This is a genomic window from Mesorhizobium sp. U510, assembly GCF_059180695.1.
On record NZ_CP180532.1, the window covers coordinates 609,433 to 631,347 of the forward strand.

The following is a 21,915-nucleotide window of genomic DNA, read 5'->3' on the forward strand; positions in this document are numbered from 1 at the left end:
GGAAAGGCCTTAGCCGCCCATGCCTCATCTTCCCGAACACCTCCTCGCCGGCTATCGCAATTTCATGAATGGCCGTTACCTCACCGAGAGCGGCCGCTATCGCGAGCTCGCCCGCGAGGGGCAGGCCCCGGAAACGATGATCGTCGCCTGTTGCGACTCCCGCGCGGCCCCCGAAGCGATCTTCGACGCCGGGCCGGGCGAACTCTTCGTGCTGCGCAATGTCGGCAATCTGGTGCCGCCCTACGAGCCGGACGGCGAGTTCCATTCGACCTCGGCGGCGCTCGAATTCGCGGTGCAGAGCCTCAAGGTCAAGAACATCGTCGTCATGGGCCATGGCCGCTGCGGCGGCATCCGCGCCGCGCTCGACCCCAATGCCGCGCCGCTGTCTCCCGGCGATTTCATCGGCAAATGGATGAGCCTGATCGCGCCCGCCGCCGAAACGGTCTCTTCCAGCACCTTCATGACGGCGGCCGAGCGCCAGACAGCGCTTGAACGCATCTCGATCCGCTATTCCATCGCCAACCTCCGGACCTTTCCCTGTGTCTCGATCCTCGAGGGCAAGGGGCGGCTGTCGCTGCACGGGGCCTGGTTCGACATTTCGACCGGTGAGCTCTGGGTGATGAACAAGGAGACCGGCGATTTCGAGCGGCCGGTGCTGGAATGAACGGTAAGGCGCGCCCGGTGAGGAACGTCCGGCCGGTCGTCTTCACCGCCGCCGCCCTGCTGATAGCGATCGTTGCCGCGCGCGCCGATGACGGCGCCATCATCAGCCGCTGGTATTCGGCGCTGCTGGTCGCCGACCGCACCGAACTCGCCGACCTGCTTGCCGACGACGTCCGCATCAAGCTCGAAGACCTCGGCGTCGTCCAGAGCAAGCAGGAATTCATCGCCGCGCTCGACGAATGGAAAGGCGCGGTTGCCGGTGCCGCGATCCGCCACCGCATCGAGAAGAGCGAGGACGGCATCACCACGGTGATCGCCTGCTACGACTTCCCCGACAATGACATGCTGATGCAGGAAACCTTCGCGGTGACCGACAACCGCATCACCGCCAGCTCGCAGGCGGCCATCGCCGAAAACTGCGAAGCCTATTGAGGCGGGTCGGCCAACTGCCATATTGCGGGCACGCGGACCGCGTCCTACATCGGTGACACCCTCCTCCTTGACGCCAGCGAAGGACCCTTCATGCCCTCCACGAAAACCGTCGACCTCGCCGCCCATCCGCTGACCGCGTGGCAGGGGCCGCTCGGCCTGCCCGATTTTGCCCATATCGGTGACGGCGATTTTTCCCCGGTCTTCGACGCGGCGTTGAAGGCGCATGAGGCGGAGATCGATGCGATGGCCGGCAACAAGGACGCGCCGACCATCGAGAACACGCTTGCCGCGCTGGAACTTGGCGGCGAGGCACTCGATCATGTCTCGTCGATCTTCTGGTGCCGCGCCGGCGCCTACACCAACGAGACCATCCAGGCGCTGGAGCGCGACATCTCGCCGAAGATGTCCAGGCATTTTTCGGCGATCTCGATGAACGAGAAGCTGTTTGCCCGCATCGACGACCTCTACCAGCGCCGCGAGCACCTCGGCCTCGACGCCGAGACCCTGCGGGTGCTGGAGAAGACCTGGAAGGGTTTCGTCCGCTCCGGCGCCCAGCTCGATGCCGAAGGCAAGAAGCGGCTTGCCAGGATCAATGAGGAGCTGTCTTCGCTCGGTACGGCTTTCGGCCAGAACGTGCTGGCCGACGAGCGCGACTGGGCGCTGTTTCTTGACGAGGCTGACCTTGCCGGTCTGCCGGATTTCCTGAAAAGTTCGATGGCCGAGGCGGCCGAGATGCGCGGCCAGAAGGGGCGTTACGCCGTCACTTTGTCGCGCTCGATCTACGAGCCGTTCACGACCTTCTCGGAACGCCGCGACCTGCGCGAGATCGCCTTCAAAGCCTTCACCATGCGCGGCCAGAATGGCGGCGCCAGCGACAACACCGAAGTGGTGCGCGACATGCTGAAGCTGCGCGCCGAAAAGGCCAGGCTGCTCGGCTACGCCTCCTTTGCCGCGCTGAAGCTCGACGACACCATGGCCAAGACGCCGAAGGCGGTGCACGACCTGCTCGATCCGGTCTGGGAAAAGGCGCTGGAAAAGGCCGCCGCCGACCAGAAGGAATTGGAGCGGCTGGCGGCGCAAGCCGGCAGCAACGAGAAATTCGCCGCCTGGGACTGGCGCTTCTACCAGGAGAAGCTGCGCGCGGAAAAATTCGCTTTCGATGAGGCGGAACTGAAACCCTATTTGCAGCTCGACCGGGTGATCGACGCCTGCTTCGACGTCGCGACCAAACTGTTCGGCATCACCTTTGAGGAGAGAAAGGACATCGCCGCCTGGCACCCGGATGCGCGCGTCTTCGTTGTGAAAAACGCCGATGGCAGCGAGCGCGCACTGTTCCTCGCCGATTATTTCGCGCGGCCCTCGAAGCGTTCCGGCGCCTGGATGAGCGCGCTGAAGTCCGGCTATAAACTCGGCCACGGCTCGAAGCCGGTGATCTACAACATCATGAACTTCGCCAAGCCGCCGGCCGGCGAGCCGGCCCTGCTGTCGGTCGACGAGGCCAAGACGCTGTTCCACGAATTCGGCCACGCGCTGCACGGCATGCTGACCGACGTCACCTGGCCGTCGGTTGCGGGCACTTCGGTCAGCCGCGATTTCGTCGAACTGCCCTCGCAGCTCTACGAGCATTGGCTGACGGTGCCGGCGGTGCTTGAAAAGCACGCGCTGCACGTCAAGACCGGCAAGCCGATGCCGAAGGCGCTGCTCGACAAGATGCTGGCCACGCGGACCTTCGGCGCCGGCTTCGCCACGGTGGAATTCACGTCTTCCGCCCTGATGGACATGGCCTATCACGCCCGGCCCGATGCTCCGCTCGAGCCGCTTCGTTTCGAAGCCGAAACGTTGGAAAAACTCGACATGCCCGACACCATCGCGATGCGCCACCGCACCCCGCATTTCGGCCATGTCTTCTCGGGCGACGGCTATTCGGCCGGCTACTATTCCTACATGTGGTCGGAAGTGCTGGATGCCGATGCCTTCGCCGCCTTCGAGGAAACCGGCGATCCCTTCAACCCGGCACTGGCCGAAAGGCTGCGCAAGAACATCTACGCCGCCGGCGGCTCGAAGGATCCGGAAGAGCTGTACACGGCGTTTCGCGGCAAGATGCCTTCGCCGGAAGCGATGATGGTGAAGCGCGGGCTGGTGTAGCGCCGGCTTTTTCCTTCTCCCCCTGTGGGAGAAGGTGGATGGCGCGCGGGTGTTCCAGGGAACGCTAACGCCTCACTCCGCTGGAGTACCCCTTGTATCTGCACGGAGGAGACTTTGTGCGATGGAAGCGACTGAGCCTCGAACCGGACGGCCATCCGATTCGAGGCTTGGCGAAGTCGCCCGACACCCCTGCGGCTACAACCGTGGATGAGCCTGGGATCTTCGTCTTCGTCACGCACGACCGAATAGTCGCTTGGCTCCAATCGCACGCACAAGGCAGGTTACCGTGAACACGACCCTCTGTGGAATAGATATTTCGAAGGACTGGCTCGACGCCCATATCGAGCCGATGGGAGCGGCAAACCGCTTCGCCAACGATGCGGCAGGCATCGCCGATCTGGCCGCCTGGTGTCAGAACCATGATGTCGAACTCGTCATCATGGAGGCCAGTGGCGGCTACGAACGGCTGGCCTTCCTGCTCTTGTGGGAGATGGGCCAACCCTGCGGCATGGCCAACGCGAGGAGCGTTCGCTACTTCGCCGAGGCAATGGGTTTCCTGGAGAAGACCGACAGAATCGATGCCGCCGTGATTGCCCGTTATGGTGCCGTCAAGCGGCTCAAGCCGACGCCGCCGCCGAGCGCGGCCCAGCAGCGGCTCAAGGCGCTGGTTGCGCGGCTTTCCCAGGTGGGAGGAGATCTCACCATTCAAAAGCAGCGCAAGAGCACCGCCGACGCCGAAACTATCGCCAGCCTCGATGAAGTGATCGCGCTGCTTGCGCGCCAGAGCCGCAGGCTCGAAGGTGAGATCGCCACGCTCATCGATGACGATCCGCTGTGGGCATGCCTCGACCGAGCCTTCCGCTCGCTCAAGGGTGTTGCCTCTCGCACCGTGGCGCGGCTGATGGCGCAGTTGCCGGAGATCGGCATCCTCTCCAACAAGGCCATCGCCAAGTTGGCCGGCCTGGCGCCGATCGCCAATGACAGTGGCAAGCGCAGCGGTCGAAGACCAGTGCGCGGCGGTCGGGCAGGGCCGCGCGGCGTCCTCTTTCTCGTTGCCAGCATCGTTGCCAAATATGATCCGCATCTGGCAGCTTTCAAGCAACGGTTGCAGACTGCCGGAAAGGAGAAAATGGTCATCCGCATTGCGCTCGCCCGCAAGCTGCTCGTCATTCTCAATGCAAAAGCACGCGACGCGCGTAACGAATTCGCAAATGCAACTTGACACCTCAGATAGTCGCTCATCCGTCGCCTTCGGCGACACCTTCTCCCACAAAGGGAGAAGGGTGAGCCTCATCCCTCCACGGATCCGCCACCCTAGGCCACACCGGCCGCCTCAGCTTCTTGTAATCCGTCACCGCCGGATTGCTGGGATATGAACTCGGCGCCGTGACGTAGATGATCTCCGCCGCGATCGGCTCGAAGCCGGCATAGAAATGGTTGGTCGACTTGATCAGCAGCATATCCTTGGCCAGCGGATCGACGCCGATATTGGAAAAAATGTCCGGCTCGAAAGTTTGCGTGCGGTTGGTGTTGAGGATGATATCGACCTCGGTGCCTTCGATGCGGATCAGCGCGGTCGGCCCGAGCGTCACCCGGCTCGGCCCGAAACTCTGCCAGCCCTCGGCAACAGCCTTCAGCACCTTGACGCGGGCGTCGATCGGCTCACCCGCCTGCGGCCCGGCCTTGCCGCCGAAACGCAGGTCGATGACCGCGCCCTCGCCGGCCGCCAGGCAGAAGGTCACCGCGATCGGGTCCCAGATCGTCGCCACGCCGACATTGTCGAGGCCGCGCGCCAGCATCTGGCGCAGCACGAAGGTGCCGTCGCCGGGAACGCCGCCGCCGGGATTGTCCCAGATGTCGGCGATGACCACCGGCTTGCCGGGGTTCTCTGCACGCACCGCCAGCGCCCGGTCGATACCGTCGGCGGTATCGAGCATCGTCATCGCCGTCTTTTCGCGCAGTTCGTAGAGCTCGCGTCCCAGCCTCTCCGCCAGCGCGTCGCCCCTGGCCTTGTCATTGTCCGTGACGACAAGGATGCGCGTGCCCATTTCCGGCACGTCGGCGGCCATGAAGCCGTGGATGACGGAAACCGACAGCACGCCGTCCTTGCCGTGCAACGCCTTGATGCGGTCGACGAAGGAGCGCATCGGTTCGCGGCTGGTCGGCAGCACCTGGATCATCCGGCAGTCGAACGTCGAAATGACCGGCTTGATCTCGCCGCGCGCGGCCGCCAGCCCAAGCTCGACGACATGTTCGCCGCGCTCGTAGAAATCGGTGTGCGGGAATTCGAGGAAATAGGCCATGATATCGGACGCCGCCACGCGCTTGGGCGTCAGATGGCTGTGCGGATCGAATTCCGAGGCGATCACCACGTCAGGCCCGACAATCGCCCGCACACGTTCCAGCAGATCGCCTTCGCAATCGTCATAGCCTTGCGCCACCATGGCGCCGTGCAGCCCGAGAATGACCGCATCGACCGGCAGTGCCGCCTTCAACTGGTCGAGGATCTCGTCGCGCAGCGCCTCGAAGGTCTGCCGCTGCACCAGGCCGCCGGGCTCGGCCCAGGTCGCGGTGCCTTCGATCACGGTCAGCCCTTCCTTGGCCGCACGCCGGCGCAAGGCGACGATCGGCGACGAGCACAGCGTCGGTGTCTCCGGATGCTTGCCCGGTCCTGCATAGAAGGCCATCTCGAACGAGGCCCGGTCCGTCGGCACCGGCGAAAAGGTGTTGGTTTCCGTCGCCAGCGAGGCGGTGAAGATGCGCATGAAAACTCCACGATATCAGGCTATTTGACGGCCCCGAGCGCCAGGCCCCGGACGAGGTAGCGCTGCAGCCAGATGAACAGGATCGCTACCGGCAATGTCGCCAGCAGTGTCGCCGCCATGACGTGATGCCACTCGATCGTGTAGCGACCGGCGACGAGAGAAAAGACCTGGATCGGCAGCGTATAGCTTTCCTGGCTGCGCAGCATGGTCAGCGCCACGACGAACTCGTTCCAGGCATTGATGAAGGTGAAGATGGCGGTGACCGCGATGGCCGGCAGGCAGAGCGGCAGGAACACTTTGCGCAAGGTCAGCCAGCGGCCGGCGCCTTCCATCCAGGCGGCCTCTTCGAGGTCGCGCGGAATGGTGTCGAAATAGCTCTGCAGCATCCACACGGTGAAGGCGACGTTGAAGGCCATGTAGATGAAGCCGAGCGCCGTCGTCGATTCCACCAGCCCCCATGCGGCCATCAGCCGGAACAGGCCGAGCACCAGCACGATCGGCGAGATCATCTGCGAGATCAGCAGGAACTGGCGGAAGGCGCCGTAGCCGGCAAAGCGAAAGCGCGACATCGCGTAGGCCGCGGGAACGGAGATAAGGATGGCGCCGACGGTGGCGATGACCGAGACATAGAGCGAATTGGCCAGTGCCTGGCCGAAGCCGGTCGCCACCCACATGTCGGCAAAATTCGACCAGCGGAACTCGCTCGGCCACCATGTCGGCGACAGCACCTCCTGGCGCGGCTTGACCGCGGTGAGGAACATCACCGCGAAGGGAAAGATCGTCACCACGATCAGCGGCGCCAAAAGCAGCCAGGCGATGACGGTGCGTTTGAGCTTGCCCGTCATGAGCTTATTTGTCATGCGCGCTGCTCCCGCATCGCCAACCGCACATAGATCATGGTGAAGACCAGCAATATGGCGAACATCACCAGCGACACCGCCGAGGCCTCGCCCAGTTTGCCGATGCGGAAGGCGAGCTTGTAGAGGTGGGTGACCAGGATGTCGGTCGAGTTGGCCGGCCCGCCCTGCGTCATCACCCAGATGATCGGGAAGGAGTTGAAGACGTAGATGGTGTTCAGCACGATGGCGATGTTGATGAACGGCTTCAGCAGCGGAAAGGTGATCTCGCGGAACTGCTGCAGCGGCGTGGCGCCCTCGAGCGCCGCCGCCTCGTAGAGATCGTCCGGGATCGACGACAGGCCGCCGAGGAAGATCGTCGTGGTGAACGGCACCGTCACCAATATGCCGATCAGCACCTGCATCGGGAACGCCGTCTCGGCGCTGGCCAGCCACTGGATGTTGTGGTCGATCAGGCCAAGGCCAAGCAGCGCCGAATTCAGCATGCCGCTTTCGCCGCTGAGCGCCCAGCGCCAGACCACCGCCGTCATGGTCAGCGACACCGCCCAGGGCAGCATGATGATGACGCGGGCAAGGCCGCGGCCATAGAAATCGGTGTTGAGGATCATCGCCACCGGCACCGACAAAAGCAGCGCACCGCCGACCACCAGCACGGTCCACACACCGGTGCGCCAGAGTGCCGCGACGAAATCGGGATCGGCGGCAAGCGACGCGAAATTGGCAAGGCCGCTGAACTCGCGCAACTGGCCGAAGCGATTGACGCCATGCGTCGATATCTGGATCAGGTCCCAGACCGGCCAGAAGATGACGACCGCCGCCAGGAACAGGCTGGGCAAGGTCAGGAGATAGGGCAGGAAACGATTTTGCATCGGCTGGCCTGGCTGGCGAATCCAAAATTCGCATCTGCAAGATGTGGCGCGCCCCGCCTGAGTCTGGGGCGCGCCACGGGGCGCAGGGAGATACGCCCTATTTCTTCAGCACCGCGTTGGCCTTCGCCGCCGCGTCCTTCAAGCCTGCCTCCGGGTCGCCGCCGAGATAGATCTTCTGCATGGCATCCGAAGTGATCTGGGCCACCTCTTCCCAGCCCGGGATGACCGGCGCGAAGCGGGCGTCGGGCAGCAGCGCGGTGAAGGCGGCCAGATCGGCGTTGTTGACGTAATAATCCATCTTGGCCTCTTCCTTGTTCACCGGCAGGAAGCCTTCGCCTTGCGTGAACTTGGCGCGCTGTTCCGTGGTGAACAGGAAGTCCATCAGCTTCCAGGCCTCATCCTTGTTCTTGGAGTTCTTGAACATGATCATGGAATCGGTGACGCCATAGGTACCGCGCGCCCCGGTCGGGCCGGCCGGAATGGCGGCGACGCCGTATTTGAGCTTCGGCGCCTCGTCCTTGATCTGGTTGGACAGGAAGGGCGCGGTGATCATCATGCCGACCTTGCCCTGCTTGAACAGGTTCTGCACGTCCTCCCGGTTGTTGGAGGTCACACCTGGTTCGGTCAGCCCCTCGTCGATCATCGACTTGTAGAGCTTGGCGGCTTCGAGCGCGCCCGGCGTGCCGAGGCCCGACGTGCCGTCCTTGTTGAGGATTTCCGAGCCTTGCGACCACATCGCATAGTAGTAATAGACGTCGGTCTCGATCTCCTTGCCCTGCAGGCCGAACCCGAAGGCGCCGGATCCAAGCGCCTTGATCTTGCGGGCATCGTCCTGCAGCTCGGTCCAGGTCGCCGGCGGCTTGGCGATGCCGGCTTTCTCGAACAGTTCCTTGTTGTAATACATCGCGCGCGCCGAAGCGGCGATCGGCAAGCCGTAGGTCTTGCCGTCCATGATCGAGGGCGACAGGAAGGTGTCGATGAAGCGGCCCTTGAAGTCTGGCGTGATGTAGCTGTCTAGCGGTTCGGCGACGCCCTGCTGGACGAAGTCGATCAGCCAGCGCGTGCCGATGATCGACAGATCCGCATTGGTGCCGGCGGTGATGTCCGTGGTCAGCTTCTGCAGCAGCACATCCCACGGCACGACCTCGAACTTTATGGTGATGCCGGGGTTCTTGGCCTCGAACTCCTTCTTGACCTCTTCGAAATACGGACCGGTCTTGGCGCTGTATTCGGCGACGGTTACGCGCACTTCACCGGCATTCGCCTGCGCCGCGAAGGCCAGCATGCTCATTCCGGCCATCAGGCCGACAGTCCATTTGGCAAGGCTCATCTGATCTCTCCCATTGTTCCGCGCATTTGCGCTCCTTGTGCCGATACCAGGCACAAGATTTATGTGACTTTCCTACATTATCGAGGATTTCGCGGCATGCAAGCGGATTATCATGTTGCTTAATTACATTCCTTTCGGTAGCCTGCCGACATCTGCCTGACCTGCGGGAGGAGCAAGCGCCGTGGTTTCGAAAGCCGAATTCGAAGGCCGCACTGTCGTCGTCACCGGTGCCGGCGGCGGCCTTGGCTCGGCGATCGCCGCATTGCTGGCCGGAAGGGGCGCCCGGGTGGTTGGCTGCGACCAGTCGCAGGAAGCGCTGGCAAGCCCGCACCTTGCCTCGCGCCATGTCTTCAACCTTCTCGACCGGGCTTCGATCGAGGCGGGGATCGCCGCCGTGCTGGATACTGACGGCGTGCCCGACATCCTGATCAACAATGCCGGCTGGACGCGCGCCGAGACGATTTCCGCGCTCGATGCCGACAGGATCGAGCACGAGCTCGACCTCAATCTGACCGGGGTGATGACTTTCGCCGACCCTATCGTCAAGGCAATGGCGGCGCGCGGGTCAGGCAGCGTCGTCTTCATCTCCTCCGTCAACGCCATCGCGCATTTCGGCAATCCGGCCTACGCCGCGGCCAAGGCCGGCATCAACGCCTATGCCAAATCGATCGCCGTCGAACTCGGCCGCAGCGGCGTGCGCGCCAATGTCGTCTGTCCCGGATCGATCCGCACCGCCGCCTGGGACCATCGGCTGGCCAAGGACCCGGAAATCCTGGGCAAGCTCAAGCGCCTCTACCCGCTCGGCCGCATCGTCAACGCCGCGGAAGTGGCTGAAGCCGTGGCTTTCCTTGCCTCGGACCGCGCATCGGGCGTAACAGGCGTGGTGATGCCCGTGGATGCCGGACTGACCGCCGGCTGCCTGCCATTCATCGACGACATATTGGGAGCGTGACCATGACCGACGTCCTGTTTCGCAACCTGTCGAAATCCTTTGGCCAGCACAAGATCCTTGAGGACATCAACCTCGACATCAGGAGCGGCGAGTTCGTGGTGCTGGTCGGCCCGTCCGGCTGCGGCAAGTCGACCTTGCTGCGCATGCTGGCCGGCCTGGAGACGATCAGTTCCGGCGACCTCATGATCGGCGGCACGCGCGCCAACGATCTGCCGCCGCAGCAGCGCAACATCGCCATGGTGTTCCAGTCCTATGCGCTGTTCCCGCATTTGAAGGCCTCCGACAATATCGGCTTCGGCCCGAAGATCCGTGGCGAGAGCCGCGCCGCCATCGACGACAAGGTCAAGAAGGCCTCCGGGGTGCTCAACCTCTTCTCCTATCTCGACCGCTACCCCCGCCAGCTCTCGGGCGGCCAGCGTCAGCGTGTCGCCATGGGCCGCGCCATCGTGCGCGAACCCTCGGTGTTCCTGTTCGACGAGCCGCTCAGCAATCTCGACGCGCAGTTGCGCGTCCAGATGCGCACCGAGATCAAGGCGCTGCACCAGCGGCTGAAATCGACCATCGTTTATGTCACCCACGACCAGATCGAAGCCATGACCATGGCCGACCGCATCGTCGTGATGGACCGCGGCCGGATCCAGCAGGTCGGCGCCCCGCTCGAACTCTATGACCGGCCGGCCAACAAGTTCGTCGCCGGCTTTCTTGGCTCGCCGTCGATGAGCTTTGTCTCCGGCGCCCTCAAGGCGACGCCCGAGAAAAGCTGGTTCGAATCGGCCGGCGGCGGACGGCTTGCGCTTGCCGGCAAGGCGGCACCGGCTGGCAATGCGGTGGAGGCCGGCATCCGGCCCGAGCACTTCATCATCGGTGAGGCCGCCGATGCCATGGCGCTCAAGGTGGATGTCGTCGAGCCGACGGGCTCCGAGACCCATGTCTATGGCGCCATCGGCACCGATACGGTGCGCGCCGTGTTCCGCGACAGGGTGCCGGTCAAGCCGGGTGACCTGCTGCCGGTCTCGGTCGATCCCGGCAACATCCATCTGTTCGACAAGGCGACGGGCCTGCCGCTATAAGGCCTGCCCCGAGGGCAACGGCATGAAGACGAAACAACAGACATGAAGACGCCGGCCGACATCATCACGCGGCTGCAGCTGATGTCGCAGGACGGCACCAAGTCGGATCGCCGGCTGGCCGGCCTTGTGCTGTCCGATCTCGATTTCGCTTCCAAGGCGGCCATCTCCGAGATTGCCGCGCGCGTTGGCGTCAGCGAACCGACGGTGACGCGCTTTTGCCGCAATCTTGGCTGCGAGGGCCTGCGCGACTTCAAATTCTACCTGGCGCAGGCCATCGCCATTGGCGGCCAGTATCTGTCGCCCGAACCGTTGAGCCGCGACGCGCGTGAGCAGCGCATCGCCTCGGCCATCACCGAAGCGGCGATCTCGGCCATCCAGCGCGCCAGCGAGAACCTGGACATGACGACGCTGGTCGCCGTCGCCGAGCGGCTTGCGACGTCAGGCAATGTGCTGTGCATCGGCTCTGGCGGCATCTCCTCGATGATGGCGACCGAGATGCAGAATCGGCTGTTCCGGCTTGGCCTGCCGGTGCTGGCGCAGATCGATGGGCAGTTGCAGCGCATGTACGCCGCCGTAGCCACGCCGGAAACCACGCTGGTCGCTTTTTCGGTGTCCGGCTATGCGCGCTCGGTCATCGAGGCGGTGCAGGTCGCCCAGCAATATGGCGCCACCACGGTCGCCATCACCGCGCCCAATTCGGCGCTGGCCAAGGCCGCCGACACGGTCATCCATTTGCAGCCGCTCGAGGACGGCAACATCTACAAGCCGACATCGTCACGCTATGCGCTGCTGGCGATCGTCGACATGATCGTGACATCGGTTGCCGAGACGCGCGGTCCGAAAGTGCTGGAGAATTTGCGCCGCATCAAGCAGAGCGTGAACACGCTGAAGGTCGACGATCCAAGGCTGCCATTGGGGGATTGAAGGCGTCCCCGGGGTGATCGCGCCGGGCGAAGCCCCTCACCCGGATTGCCAACCAAATTGCAAAAGACAATTCGGGCCAATCCGACCTCTCCCCAAGCGGAGAGGAGGTAGCCACCGCCGGCGCTTTCCTCGTCTCCCCTGGGGGAGAAGGTGGCCGCGAAGCGGCCGGATGAGGGGGCACCGCCTAGCAGAACTAGGCTCTATAGGCCGAGCGCCTCAACGCGCTGCGCCAGCGCCTCTGGATCGCCCACGATGCGCACAGTCTTCAGCCGGCTCGTGCCGCCAGCGACAACCGAAACGGCCGATGCCGGCACGCCCAGCGTCTTTGGCGACCAGTCTCTCCAGCGCGTGATTGGCGGCGCCGTTTTCCGGCACGGCGCGGACCCGCGCCTTCAAATGGCTTCGCCCGTCCGCCGCCGTTTCGACGCCTTCCAACCTGTCCATGGAAGATTTTGGTGTCAGCCGCACGAACAGGTCGATGCCGTTCTCACGGATGCGGAACGGCGCGCTCATGCGATCGTCGGGCTCAAAGCACCAGCGGTGCTACCGTGGTGAGAATGAACTGCCTGACGAAGAACAGGATCAAGAGCAGGATGATCGGCGAGATGTCGATGCCGCCAAGGTCCGGCATGAAGCGGCGGATCGGCCGCAGCGCCGGCTCGGTCAGCCGGTAGAGCATGTTGCCGATGCTGCCGACGAACTGGTTGCGCGAATTGACGACGTTGAAGGCATAGAGCCAGGAAAAGATCGCCGAGGCGATGATGATCCACCAGTAGAGGTCAAGCGCCATGACGATGGTTTGAATGAGGGCGAGCATGCCGGTCTCCAATTGTTGCCGACATGTAGCCATTGCACGCCAAACCGGCAAGGGCCGGCAACCGAAGCATCAGGCAACAGGGATTTTCGGCAAAACCCCGCCTTGACAGAAATCCGCCGTGCCAGATAAATGCGCCATCCGTTGGACGGGGCTGTAGCTCAGCTGGGAGAGCGCGTCGTTCGCAATGACGAGGTCAGGAGTTCGATCCTCCTCAGCTCCACCAGCGGAATAATTGGTTTTCTGCTTTTTCCGCCGCGCCGCCAGGGCGAATGGTCGTCCCATGCCTCGTCATGCGGCGCTGCGTGCCAATTCCACTCCAAAGAAAGCCGCACGCAATTTCGCGACCTCCGGGGCTAGGCAATTGTCAATTGGACTTATGGCGATGGCCGTTGCCGGATCGCCGCTATTTTTTTTGGAAGCCGCCCCATTAGAGTGGCGTTCTCAAATCGGTTTTTCTGTGTGTTGTGACAAGGCGTTTCGGCGGGGGCGACCGAAGGCGCTACAGGGATTCCGAGTTTGAAATGAAGAATTCGCCTGCGAAAGCAAAGACGTGTCCATTCGCGAGAACCTCGCTGCAAATCTCCGACGACTCTGCAAGGACCATGCCTCCGTTAGCGCGGTATGCCGTGAGTTGGGCATCAACCGCACGCAGTTTGAGCGATACCTGCAAGGGCAGACCGTTCCAAACAAAGCCACCGCCAAGCTGATCTGCGACTACTTCCGCATCGACGAGGCCGAACTCTACCAGGACCCTGGTACCCCCGAGCACAGGGCTCCCGGTCTGCCGCCGATTTCCGAAAGTCTGTTCAACCAGATGATCCGCCCGCCCGCCCCGTCGATCGCGGGCGGTACCTATTTCACCTACTTTTCCATCCCCGCCCGTCCCGACCTCCTGATGCGGTCGGTGACCTTCGTGCGTCGCGAGGCCGAACTGGTCACATTCCGCAGGGTCACCGGGTGGTCGGAGCGCCGTGGCTCGACATGGGCGCGGGCGCGCGGCAACCACTATGGCGTGGCCATCTCGCGCCTGAACTGGATCTATTTCAGCGGCGTCAACCGTCGCCAGACCGGCGAACCGTCGCTGATTTCCGTGCAGTGGGCTCCCATCTCCGAACCGGTGCTGACGGGCAAGGCCATGCTTCTGACAGAGGCCGGGCCGGCATTCGTATCGGTCATCATGCGGCAGGATATGTCCGGCATCCGGCCACGGCATGCGATCCGCATGGCGCATGTCGTCAGGCTCGACGATCCCGGCATCGATCAACTCGTCGCCAGCCTCGCCCGGGACGGACTGGCTTAGTCGCCAGGTTACGCTAAATAAGAATAAGGATATCCCGAAAAAGCGTATGGTGACGATTGCCTACTCCATATCTGAGCAAAATCGATATTTTAGACTTTATCGCCAAGAAAGATATTTTAGATAACACTGCCTTTACTACAATTTTAACAAACCATTAACTCTTTCGACCTTACCTTTCTTCACGCGGATCCCGCTGCCGGGGTCTTTCAACAGATCCCATTGGGGGTCGGGAAAGGGACAAAAATGGCCAAGAAAGTGAACAATGCCCCGAAGCTGACGGTCGCCGCGGGCACGCAGACCGTCTTCTTCTCGCAGGGCATGCACTACAACAAGCGCTGAAGCCGTTCGGCGCCGATGGGCGGTTCGCCTGTCGGCGCCTCGCATTCACAAAACGGCATTCAGCATCATGAAAATGCGCTCTTCAAAAACGCTCGTCCTCTATCCTGGGACCAACAAGGTCACGGCCTGCAATTTCCTGACCCGAAGCGTCTTCGAATGCAGCCCCGAGGTGATCGGTCTCCTCGCATCCTGGGACGAATGGGCCTCTCCCGCGGAAATCTCGCGCGCTCACGGATGGTCGACGTCCGACCTGAGCGCCGTCGTCCCGCAATTGCTCGATTTTTCCGCCCTGGTCACCGCCAACTCACCGCTGGCCGAACAGGAAACAAGATTCTCCGGACAATGGAACTGGGGCATCCCGACCGCGCTGATGCACTTCTGCGTCCAGGACTCGGAGTTCATGACCATTGAGCATGCCGAGGCCCGCCAGATCGAACGCGCCGGCCATGTCGCGCAGCCCGACCTCATGCTCAAGAATGCCGCCGGCGCCATTCGGCTGCCGAACGCGCTCGACGACAACGAACTGCTGACCCTTATGGCGCGGCGCCGCACCAACCGCACCGCGGCCGCCCCCACCATCACCGCGCGGCAGCTTTCCGACTGCCTGTTCGCGGGCATGGGCATTACCGGCGAGACCAGCAACTGCGTCGGCGCCCTGCCGCTGGGCATGACCCCTTCGGGCGGCGCACGCAACCCTTATGAGGCCTATCTGGTTGCGCTTGGCGTCGAGGGCCTGGAGCCCGGCGTCTACCACTATTCCGCCGCCGATCACGACCTCGGCAGGATCTCGGCCAACCATCTGCCGAAGATTTCCGAACTGGTCGGCGGTCAGGAATGGGCTGATGCCATGCCTTGCCTGATCCTGCTTTGCGCCAGGCTCGACCGCACCATGTGGAAATATGAGGATGCCAACGCCTACCGCGTCGTGCTGATCGAGGCGGGCCATATCGGCCAGAACATGATGCTGGCGGCGACCAGGCATGGTCTGTCGGCCTGCCCCACGGCAGCGCTCAGCCATTCGGCGATCAAGCGTCTTCTCGGCCTCGACCGTCTCACCGATGCACCCATCTATGCGTTGACCCTTTCGACCCCGGAACCAAACCCGCATTCGGTGGGTCAGTCCGTTAATTAGCCGTCTTAGTATGTCCGTGTAGCCAATACGCGTTCCCTGAGTTCCATCCGATGACAGGAGAAGCACGTGGCCAATCAGTCCCTACGTCAGTCAGAGATCGATAGCCTTCAATATATCGCGACGATGAGCAATGAGCTCGTGCAGATGGCCGAAGCAAGCCGTTTTCCCATGATCTCCTACCTGCTCGGCATGGCCTATGCCGAGGCCTTCGACGTCCTGCGCGGCGCGCAGCCGGCAAGGCATGCGCAGCTCAGCGGCAACCCGACGCATACCAAGCCGAAGGACAACCACGCTCAGCAAAGGAGAGCGTAGCGGATGCAACACGCAGCCGTGTGCGCGGCGGCGCTGCGATCCCCGCCTTGATCGCCCGCGGCCCGCAAATGGACTTCATGCATAGAGATTCGAGGGGGACCCGCCAATGAACATGATCGCACCCATCAGGAGCGCCGACGCCAGGAACAGCATCTTCGGCCGGCTCCAGACCCTGATCGCCAGTCGGCCGGCATCGCCGGATGCCGCACGCGCCGAGGCCCGGCAACTGATTTCCCTGGCGATGGCCGACACCTGGCAGGCAGACGGCCTGTGGGGCGCGGCTGACGCCTTCCACGCCCATTTCGACTTCATGATGCAGACCATCGAGATCAACGGCCCCGACGATCCGAACCTCAGGACACTGCGCACGAAATGCCGCTTCTACCTGGATCAGGTCGAAGCGCTGTGCCAGTCGATGAGCCATTGACTGCGGTCCTCACAAAGATCGGACAGCACGGGTCGGCCCTCTGCTCTAATCCCGCAAATTGAACACGAACGGCGCCGTGCGGCTGACGCGGGAACCGAGCTCCGGCGGCGGTGCCGGCACCGTTGCGCCCTGCAGCACGGCGAGCGCGGCGCGGTCGAGGTCGGGATCGCCCGAAGAACGCGCCACGCGCGCCGACACCACCCTGCCGGATGCGTCCACCGCGAAGGCCACGTTCACATTGCCCTGCGCTCCCCTGGATTTCGCAGCACTTGGATAACGCTTGTGCCGATTGATCCATGCCGCCAGCCGGGATTCCCACTTGGCCGGGCTTATGCCCGAGAACGCTGCCGCCGCTTTCGGCGCGGCCGCCCTTGCCGCCGGCCTTGTCTGCGCGCTTGCGGTGGCAACCTTCCTTGCCGGCTCGGCCTTTTCCTTCCTTGGCCGCGGCTTGGGTTTCTCAGCCGGGTTTTTCGCCTTGGCCTGGACCAGCTTCTTTTCCTTGGCTTCTTCGACCGGCTTCGGCTGCGGCAACGGAACGACGACCTCGGGCGTGACGGCCTCGACGACATCGGGAATGACCTCGTCCGACGGCGGCTGATCGGCCGGTTCGGGCTCGGCTGTCGTGGTCAGCTCGGTCTCGTCGGGCGGCACCATTTCCGGTTGCTCGGCTGTCGGCTCGGTCTGTTCGATCATCTTCTCGGGCTCGGCTTCGGCGACCCTCTCGGCCTCCTCGACTGGTTCGGCCTGGTCGGGCATCGCTGCTTCAAGCATCGCCGCCTGTTCGGGCACGGCTGGCATCACCGTCATCGGCACCATTTCGATCATCGGAGCCCGCAGCGGCCCGCCATCCGTCTCGATCGGACTGAAGCTCTGCACCGCATAGGCGACTGCGACATGGGCGCCAAGCACCAGCACCGCCGCACCCGTCCACAAGCCAAGATCGCGCCAGCCGAAGCGCGACAGGTAAGTCGTGGGCGGGGCCGCCGCCTGCGTCATGGCGCGGCCGTTCCCGCGGGAGCGGGTGCCGGCGCATTGGTCGCGGGCGCCGTCTCCAGGCCGACCAGCGCGATCTTCAGATAGCCGGCGCCGCGCAGCAGGTTCATGGTCTCCATCAGGTCGCCATAGGCGACCGCCTTGTCGGCGCGCAGGAAGATGCGCGTCTGCTTGTCGCCCCTGGTCCTGCTGTCCAACGTGGCCGCGAAGGCCGGGCGCGGCACGCTGTCGTTGTCGATAGCCAGCGTAAGATCATCCTTCAAGGTCAGGAACAACGGCGTTTCGGGTCGCGGCGCGGGCGTCGCCGTCGAGCCCGGCAGGTCGACATTGACGTCCACCGTCGCCAACGGGGCGGCGACCATGAAGATGATCAGCAGCACCAGGATGACGTCGATGAAGGGCGTGACGTTGATCTCGTGGCTCTCCTCGAGATCGTCGTCCAGGGTCTGGCGGATTCTGCTTCCCATGGCGTCGCTACTCCGCCGTCGGCGCCGTCGCCGGCGCGACCGTGCGGAAGTCCAGGTCGCGGCTGACCAGCCTCTCGACGCCCGCCGAGGCGTCGGCGAGGATCTGCCGGTAGCCGGCTATCGAGCGGGCGAAGACATTGTAGATCACCACTGCCGGAATTGCCGCGACGAGGCCCATCACCGTGGCTAGCAGCGCTTCGGCGATGCCCGGCGCGACCACTGCCAGATTGGTGGTCTGCGCCTGCGAAATGCCGATGAAGGCGTTCATGATGCCCCAGACGGTGCCGAACAGGCCGACGAAGGGCGCCGTTGACCCGATCGTCGCCAGCACGCCTGTGCCGCGCGACATGCGCCGCGACGCCGCCGCCTCGATGCGCGACAGGCGCGAGGCGACCCTTTCCTTCAGCCCGTCGCCGCCGGCATGGTCGAGCGCGCCGGCCGAGAGCGCGGTCTCATCTTCCGCTGCCTTGACCAGAAGCGTGCCGGGGCCGCCACTGCGGTCGAGCGCGCCGATCGCCTGCTTCAGCGTCGCGGCACCGCCGATCGCGCGGACGGCGCGGCGGATACGCAGTTTGCCGCCAAAAATTTCCAGCGATTTGGCCAGCCATATCGTCCAGGTGACTAAAGAAGCGAAGGCCAATCCGATCATCACCGCCTTCACGATGATGTCGGCGGCCATGAACATGCCCCATGGCGACAGATCGTGCGGCAGGTTCAGCTCCATTGGCTTTCTCCAATGCGGTCGCCGATTTCCCATTTCTGGCCTCGGCAGTCCGATGTCTGGGTTGATTATTAAACATGACTATGCAAGTCAACATTGAAGATGACTGCAACAGTCAACAATTCGCCGGGACAGCCGATGACGTTCGCCTGCGGCAGCGCGATGCCCGCAACATCCTGCTTCTTCGCGTCAGACCCGCGGCCTGGGTGGACGACTTGAGCTTCGCCAGTCAGGATGGCTCTCGCGATAGGCAAGGAGACACCCTCGGATGATCAAGGCAACGCCCTTCGACTTCCCGTATGACGGCAGGCTGGTGGCCGAAAACACGGCACTTGTCGTCATCGACCTGCAGCAGGATTTCCTGTCGACCACGGGCTATTTCGCCAGAAAAGGATATGACCCTTCGCCGCTGCGGGCGATCCTGCCCACGGTGAACCGGCTGATATCAGCCGCGCGCAAAGCCGGCGTCACGGTCATCCACACCAGGCAGGGCTATCGCGCCGACATGGCCGACATGACGCCCTATGAGAAATGGCGCCGCAAGCGCTCCGGTCTCGACGGCACCGACGTCTTGCTGCGCTCGGGCACGGGGTTCCAGATCGTTCCGGAAATCGACGTCGCGCCGCAGGACATCATCGTCGACAAGACCTGCAACAGCGCCTTCACCTATACGGATTTCGAGCTTGTGCTGCGCGCGCAAGGCATCTCGCACCTGATGTTTTCCGGCTGCACGACCGACGTCTGCGTGCACACCACGCTGCGCGAGGCCTGCGACCGCAACTTTCAGTGCCTGACGATCTCGGATGCCTGCGCCAGTGGCGACCAGAGAGCTCACGAGGCGGCGCTTCACATGGTGACGGTCGAGGACGGTGTGTTCGGCGTCCTGGCCAATTCAGCCGCCGTCATCGATGGCCTGTCGCGGCTTGGCGACAGGCATCACGCAGACGATTGACGTCACCCTGCTGCAAGCGTCTCCAGCCCCGTGCGAGGCGCGTAGGCCCCCGGCTGGAAAACATCATGTTCGCGGCGCGCCAGCGAGTTGCGCAGCAGCGCGATCGTTTCCCGGCCGGCCGTCGCGATCTCGCGCGGCGTGTCGACGCCGACGATCATGAACTCATCGATCCCGAGCCCGGCATAGGCCAGCAGCGACAACGCGACCTGGGCGGGCGGCCCGGACAGGTCGACCGCCTTGTGGCCGGTAGCGGAAGCGCCCTGGTGGATCCGCACCGGAAGCGCGAAGCGCAGCTTGCCGGCCCGGCCATGTTCGGCGGCAGCGCCACGCACCCGCTCCATCAACTGCCTGACATCGTCGATCGAGCCCGGCGCCAGTTCGAAGACATCGGCATGCCGGCCGGCCACTTTCAGCGCCGTTCCCGATTGCCCGCCCATGCGGATGGTCAGGTCGGCGCCGTGCGGCCCTTTGCGCGGCACGTAGCCGCCCTTGATGCTGTAGAAGGCGCCTTCATGATCGAAGGGCCGGTCGTTCGACCACAGCCGTTTCAAAAGCACGAGATATTCGTCGATGCGCTGCCAGATGACGCCATGCCCGGCCGGCCGCGACTCGGCATCGTCATCGTTCAACGGCTCGCTGATCATCCGGAGCGCCAGCCGACCGCCGCTTTTTCGATCCATCGATGCCAATTGGCGCGCCGCCACGGTCGGCTCGACGACACCTGCCCAGTGGGTCAGCACGACCTCGAGCGAGGCGGTGCGGTCGAGGACCTGAGCGGCAAGATCCATATTGGTCAGCAGCCCGGCCGAATCGTCGACGACGATCTTCTGAAAGCCGCCATCCTCGATCAGTCCGAGCTTGGTTGCCGTCTCGGCAAAATCATAGAAAAACGGAATGGCGGCGTCGGCGGTCTTGCCGGGGACATGGGTGAATTCGATCGGCATTGTCATCTCCTCCATCGCTGGAATCATGGATGCGCTGAAATTCGAATCGCGGCCGCGCGCAAACGCACCGGGATCCGGTTCATTCAACTCCGATTGCCTGATACAGCGGGGCGGCTGGCCCCTGTCGATCCGGTGCCCTAGGGAATAAGGCCCAGAACGACGGCCCCGGTGAACACAAACGCAAGGGCAAAGACGAGATAGGCGAAAGCTCCGGCATAGGCCGGGCGAAAGGTCTGGGCATTGGCCAGCCTCTGGCCGGTGCTGTCAGTCTGAGCGTTCTGGATATAGGACATATCGACCTCCGTCTCGCCGGTTAATCTATAAAACTTGTAGACTTTGTCGATTGCTATTTTTGGGCTGTAGGCAGAATATTTTTCTCTCCCCAGGGGTTAAGTTGGTTGTGAGTTGCTGGGATCGCTTGCCGGCGCGATTTGATCGGCAGGCATGAGCCTTGCTCTGGACGCGTCCGAATGGACCTATGGCCTTGTTCGCGCTGCACCCAATTCGTCCATTGGCCGCCTTGTGCGGGCGCGGTAGCATCGCGCGACAAACAAATGCGAACTGGGTCGAACAGGGGAACAAAAATGGGCGAAAGACTAACCGGCAAGGTTGCCATCATTTCGGGCGGCGCGACGGGAATGGGCGGCGCGGCTTCTGAGTTGTTCGCGGCCGAAGGCGCCAAGGTCGCGATCATCGATCGCAACGGCGAGGCAGCGGCCGCAACGGCAGCGGCGATCCGTGCGCGCGGCCATGTCGCCGAGCATTTTGTCGCCGACGTGTCCGACGAGGCGCAGGTTCAGGCGGCGGTGAAGGGCGCGACCGAAAAACTCGGGCCGGTCACGGTGCTGTTCAATCACGCCGGCACCATCGTGATAAAGCCGTTCCTGGAGACGACCGTGCAGGAATGGGACTGGCTGCATGCCGTCAATGTGCGTTCGATGTTCCTGATGACGCGTGCCGTGCTGCCCGGCATGATCGCGGCGGGCGGCGGCTCGATCGTCTGCACCTCGTCGATCTCGGCGGTAGCGGCCACACCGATGGAGGTGCTCTACGACACCACCAAGGGCGCCTGCCACATGTTCGCGCGCGCCATCGCGGTGGAGTTCCGCGACCGCAACATCCGCTGCAATGCCGTCTGCCCCGGCTTTATCAGGACGCCGCACGGCCTGCGCGAGGTCGCCGACCTCGGCAAGCTCGGCGTCGATGTTTCGGATGCGGCGCTGGCGGCGCAGCAGGGGCGCATCGGTGAGCCGGAGGAGGTGGCGAAGGCCGCACTGTATTTGGCCAGCGACGAGTCGAGCTTCGTCAACGGCGCGCATCTGTTCGTGGACAATGGTTTTACGGCGATGTGAGGCTTTCAGAATCTAGGTTCCTCGCCCCCACGCGAGTGGGCGAGAGGTGGCTCGGCGAAGCCGAGACGGAGAGGGGGAATGGCTCGACTTTCCTTGGACTCGTAAACAATTCACCAGCGTCGCAGGCCCCCTCTCCGACCGCTTCGCGGCCA

Annotated in this window: 23 protein-coding genes, 1 tRNA gene and 1 pseudogene; 14 read left to right on the forward strand and 11 right to left on the reverse strand. The window is 63.5% G+C overall.

From position 1 onward, the window contains the following. The first annotated feature begins 19 nt into the window (after positions 1-19). The 4 genes from ACLGL5_RS04875 (at position 20) to ACLGL5_RS04890 (ending at position 4,462) form a co-directional block, all read left to right on the forward strand. Positions 20-664 (forward strand): carbonic anhydrase, encoded by a 645-nt coding sequence (locus tag ACLGL5_RS04875; protein ID WP_038650395.1) that lies wholly within the window; start codon positions 20-22, stop codon positions 662-664. Then, on the forward strand, positions 661-1,095 hold the full coding sequence (locus ACLGL5_RS04880) for a hypothetical protein (RefSeq protein WP_069090448.1): 435 nt from the start codon (positions 661-663) through the stop codon (positions 1,093-1,095). The genes ACLGL5_RS04875 and ACLGL5_RS04880 overlap by 4 nt, the downstream gene beginning before the upstream one ends. A gap of 90 nt (positions 1,096-1,185) precedes the next feature. Next, positions 1,186-3,240 (forward strand): M3 family metallopeptidase, encoded by a 2,055-nt coding sequence (locus tag ACLGL5_RS04885; protein WP_069090449.1) that lies wholly within the window; start codon positions 1,186-1,188, stop codon positions 3,238-3,240. A 286-nt stretch (positions 3,241-3,526) separates the two neighbouring features. Further along, positions 3,527-4,462 (forward strand): IS110 family RNA-guided transposase, encoded by a 936-nt coding sequence (locus ACLGL5_RS04890; RefSeq protein ID WP_010910050.1) that lies wholly within the window; start codon positions 3,527-3,529, stop codon positions 4,460-4,462. Between the two features lie 16 nt (positions 4,463-4,478). On the opposite strand, the gene ACLGL5_RS04895 is transcribed toward ACLGL5_RS04890, so the two are convergent. The 4 genes from ACLGL5_RS04895 to ACLGL5_RS04910 form a co-directional block, all read right to left on the reverse strand. Continuing rightward, a complete protein-coding gene (locus tag ACLGL5_RS04895) occupies positions 4,479-6,005 on the reverse strand; it encodes a M81 family metallopeptidase (protein ID WP_069090450.1) in 1,527 nt (508 codons plus the stop codon). Positions 6,006-6,025: 20 nt separating this feature from the next. Beyond that, positions 6,026-6,850: a carbohydrate ABC transporter permease gene (locus ACLGL5_RS04900; RefSeq protein ID WP_038653518.1), complete on the reverse strand. Its 825-nt coding sequence runs from the start codon at positions 6,848-6,850 to the stop codon at positions 6,026-6,028. 11 nt (positions 6,851-6,861) lie between these two features. Beyond that, entirely contained in the window at positions 6,862-7,731 is an 870-nt protein-coding gene (locus ACLGL5_RS04905; RefSeq protein WP_069090451.1) for a carbohydrate ABC transporter permease, read from the reverse strand. A 97-nt stretch (positions 7,732-7,828) separates the two neighbouring features. Then, positions 7,829-9,061 carry an ABC transporter substrate-binding protein gene (locus ACLGL5_RS04910; protein WP_019861903.1) on the reverse strand — a complete coding sequence of 411 codons (1,233 nt, stop codon included), beginning with the start codon at positions 9,059-9,061 and terminating at the stop codon, positions 7,829-7,831. Between the two features lie 181 nt (positions 9,062-9,242). Between ACLGL5_RS04910 and ACLGL5_RS04915 the strand changes: the two genes are divergently transcribed. Genes ACLGL5_RS04915 through ACLGL5_RS04925 form a run of 3 tightly spaced genes read left to right on the forward strand, consistent with a single transcriptional unit; the run spans position 9,243 to position 12,007 of the window. Then, a complete protein-coding gene (locus ACLGL5_RS04915) occupies positions 9,243-10,013 on the forward strand; it encodes an SDR family NAD(P)-dependent oxidoreductase (RefSeq protein ID WP_069090452.1) in 771 nt (256 codons plus the stop codon). Positions 10,014-10,015: 2 nt separating this feature from the next. After that, positions 10,016-11,083 (forward strand): ABC transporter ATP-binding protein, encoded by a 1,068-nt coding sequence (locus ACLGL5_RS04920; RefSeq protein WP_027047522.1) that lies wholly within the window; start codon positions 10,016-10,018, stop codon positions 11,081-11,083. A 42-nt stretch (positions 11,084-11,125) separates the two neighbouring features. Further along, positions 11,126-12,007, forward strand: a complete 882-nt coding sequence (locus ACLGL5_RS04925; RefSeq protein WP_494372878.1) for a MurR/RpiR family transcriptional regulator — start codon at positions 11,126-11,128, stop codon at positions 12,005-12,007. Between the two features lie 200 nt (positions 12,008-12,207). Here ACLGL5_RS04925 and ACLGL5_RS04930 read toward each other — a convergent pair. Beyond that, positions 12,208-12,520, reverse strand: a pseudogene (locus ACLGL5_RS04930) (DUF167 domain-containing protein). A gap of 13 nt (positions 12,521-12,533) precedes the next feature. Further along, the gene (locus tag ACLGL5_RS04935) at positions 12,534-12,824 is read right to left on the reverse strand and encodes a YggT family protein (RefSeq protein ID WP_027047523.1); all 291 of its coding nucleotides are present in this window, start codon (positions 12,822-12,824) and stop codon (positions 12,534-12,536) included. 147 nt (positions 12,825-12,971) lie between these two features. Between ACLGL5_RS04935 and ACLGL5_RS04940 the strand changes: the two genes are divergently transcribed. The 5 genes from ACLGL5_RS04940 (at position 12,972) to ACLGL5_RS04960 (ending at position 16,334) form a co-directional block, all read left to right on the forward strand. Then, positions 12,972-13,047 (forward strand) — tRNA-Ala (locus ACLGL5_RS04940). Positions 13,048-13,374: 327 nt separating this feature from the next. Continuing rightward, entirely contained in the window at positions 13,375-14,124 is a 750-nt protein-coding gene (locus ACLGL5_RS04945; protein WP_019861910.1) for a helix-turn-helix domain-containing protein, read from the forward strand. 412 nt (positions 14,125-14,536) lie between these two features. Next, a complete protein-coding gene (locus tag ACLGL5_RS04950; protein WP_494372879.1) occupies positions 14,537-15,595 on the forward strand; it encodes a SagB/ThcOx family dehydrogenase in 1,059 nt (352 codons plus the stop codon). A gap of 66 nt (positions 15,596-15,661) precedes the next feature. Further along, positions 15,662-15,907, forward strand: a complete 246-nt coding sequence (locus tag ACLGL5_RS04955) for a hypothetical protein (RefSeq protein WP_069090454.1) — start codon at positions 15,662-15,664, stop codon at positions 15,905-15,907. Positions 15,908-16,013: 106 nt separating this feature from the next. Further along, the gene (locus tag ACLGL5_RS04960; RefSeq protein ID WP_069090455.1) at positions 16,014-16,334 is read left to right on the forward strand and encodes a hypothetical protein; all 321 of its coding nucleotides are present in this window, start codon (positions 16,014-16,016) and stop codon (positions 16,332-16,334) included. Between the two features lie 45 nt (positions 16,335-16,379). Here the strand turns inward: ACLGL5_RS04960 and ACLGL5_RS04965 are convergent, their stop codons facing one another. The 3 genes from ACLGL5_RS04965 to exbB are packed head-to-tail and all read right to left on the reverse strand — an operon-like array spanning position 16,380 to position 18,551. After that, positions 16,380-17,330: a TonB family protein gene (locus tag ACLGL5_RS04965; protein WP_069090456.1), complete on the reverse strand. Its 951-nt coding sequence runs from the start codon at positions 17,328-17,330 to the stop codon at positions 16,380-16,382. Further along, the gene (gene exbD / locus ACLGL5_RS04970; protein ID WP_038650413.1) at positions 17,327-17,794 is read right to left on the reverse strand and encodes a TonB system transport protein ExbD; all 468 of its coding nucleotides are present in this window, start codon (positions 17,792-17,794) and stop codon (positions 17,327-17,329) included. Before exbD ends, ACLGL5_RS04965 begins: the two co-directional genes overlap by 4 nt. A 7-nt stretch (positions 17,795-17,801) precedes the next feature. Continuing rightward, the gene (gene exbB, locus ACLGL5_RS04975) at positions 17,802-18,551 is read right to left on the reverse strand and encodes a tonB-system energizer ExbB (RefSeq protein WP_019861921.1); all 750 of its coding nucleotides are present in this window, start codon (positions 18,549-18,551) and stop codon (positions 17,802-17,804) included. 232 nt (positions 18,552-18,783) lie between these two features. Between exbB and ACLGL5_RS04980 the strand changes: the two genes are divergently transcribed. Beyond that, on the forward strand, positions 18,784-19,467 hold the full coding sequence (locus ACLGL5_RS04980) for a cysteine hydrolase family protein (protein ID WP_494372880.1): 684 nt from the start codon (positions 18,784-18,786) through the stop codon (positions 19,465-19,467). Positions 19,468-19,469: 2 nt separating this feature from the next. Here ACLGL5_RS04980 and ACLGL5_RS04985 read toward each other — a convergent pair whose 3' ends face one another. Both ACLGL5_RS04985 and ACLGL5_RS04990 read right to left on the reverse strand, forming a co-directional pair. Beyond that, positions 19,470-20,411 (reverse strand): LLM class flavin-dependent oxidoreductase, encoded by a 942-nt coding sequence (locus tag ACLGL5_RS04985; RefSeq protein WP_069093213.1) that lies wholly within the window; start codon positions 20,409-20,411, stop codon positions 19,470-19,472. Between the two features lie 137 nt (positions 20,412-20,548). Further along, positions 20,549-20,704 carry a hypothetical protein gene (locus tag ACLGL5_RS04990; protein ID WP_019861925.1) on the reverse strand — a complete coding sequence of 52 codons (156 nt, stop codon included), beginning with the start codon at positions 20,702-20,704 and terminating at the stop codon, positions 20,549-20,551. A gap of 291 nt (positions 20,705-20,995) precedes the next feature. On the opposite strand from ACLGL5_RS04990, the gene ACLGL5_RS04995 reads away from it, so the two are divergent. After that, the gene (locus ACLGL5_RS04995) at positions 20,996-21,763 is read left to right on the forward strand and encodes an SDR family NAD(P)-dependent oxidoreductase (protein ID WP_019861926.1); all 768 of its coding nucleotides are present in this window, start codon (positions 20,996-20,998) and stop codon (positions 21,761-21,763) included. The last annotated feature ends 152 nt before the right edge of the window (positions 21,764-21,915 follow it).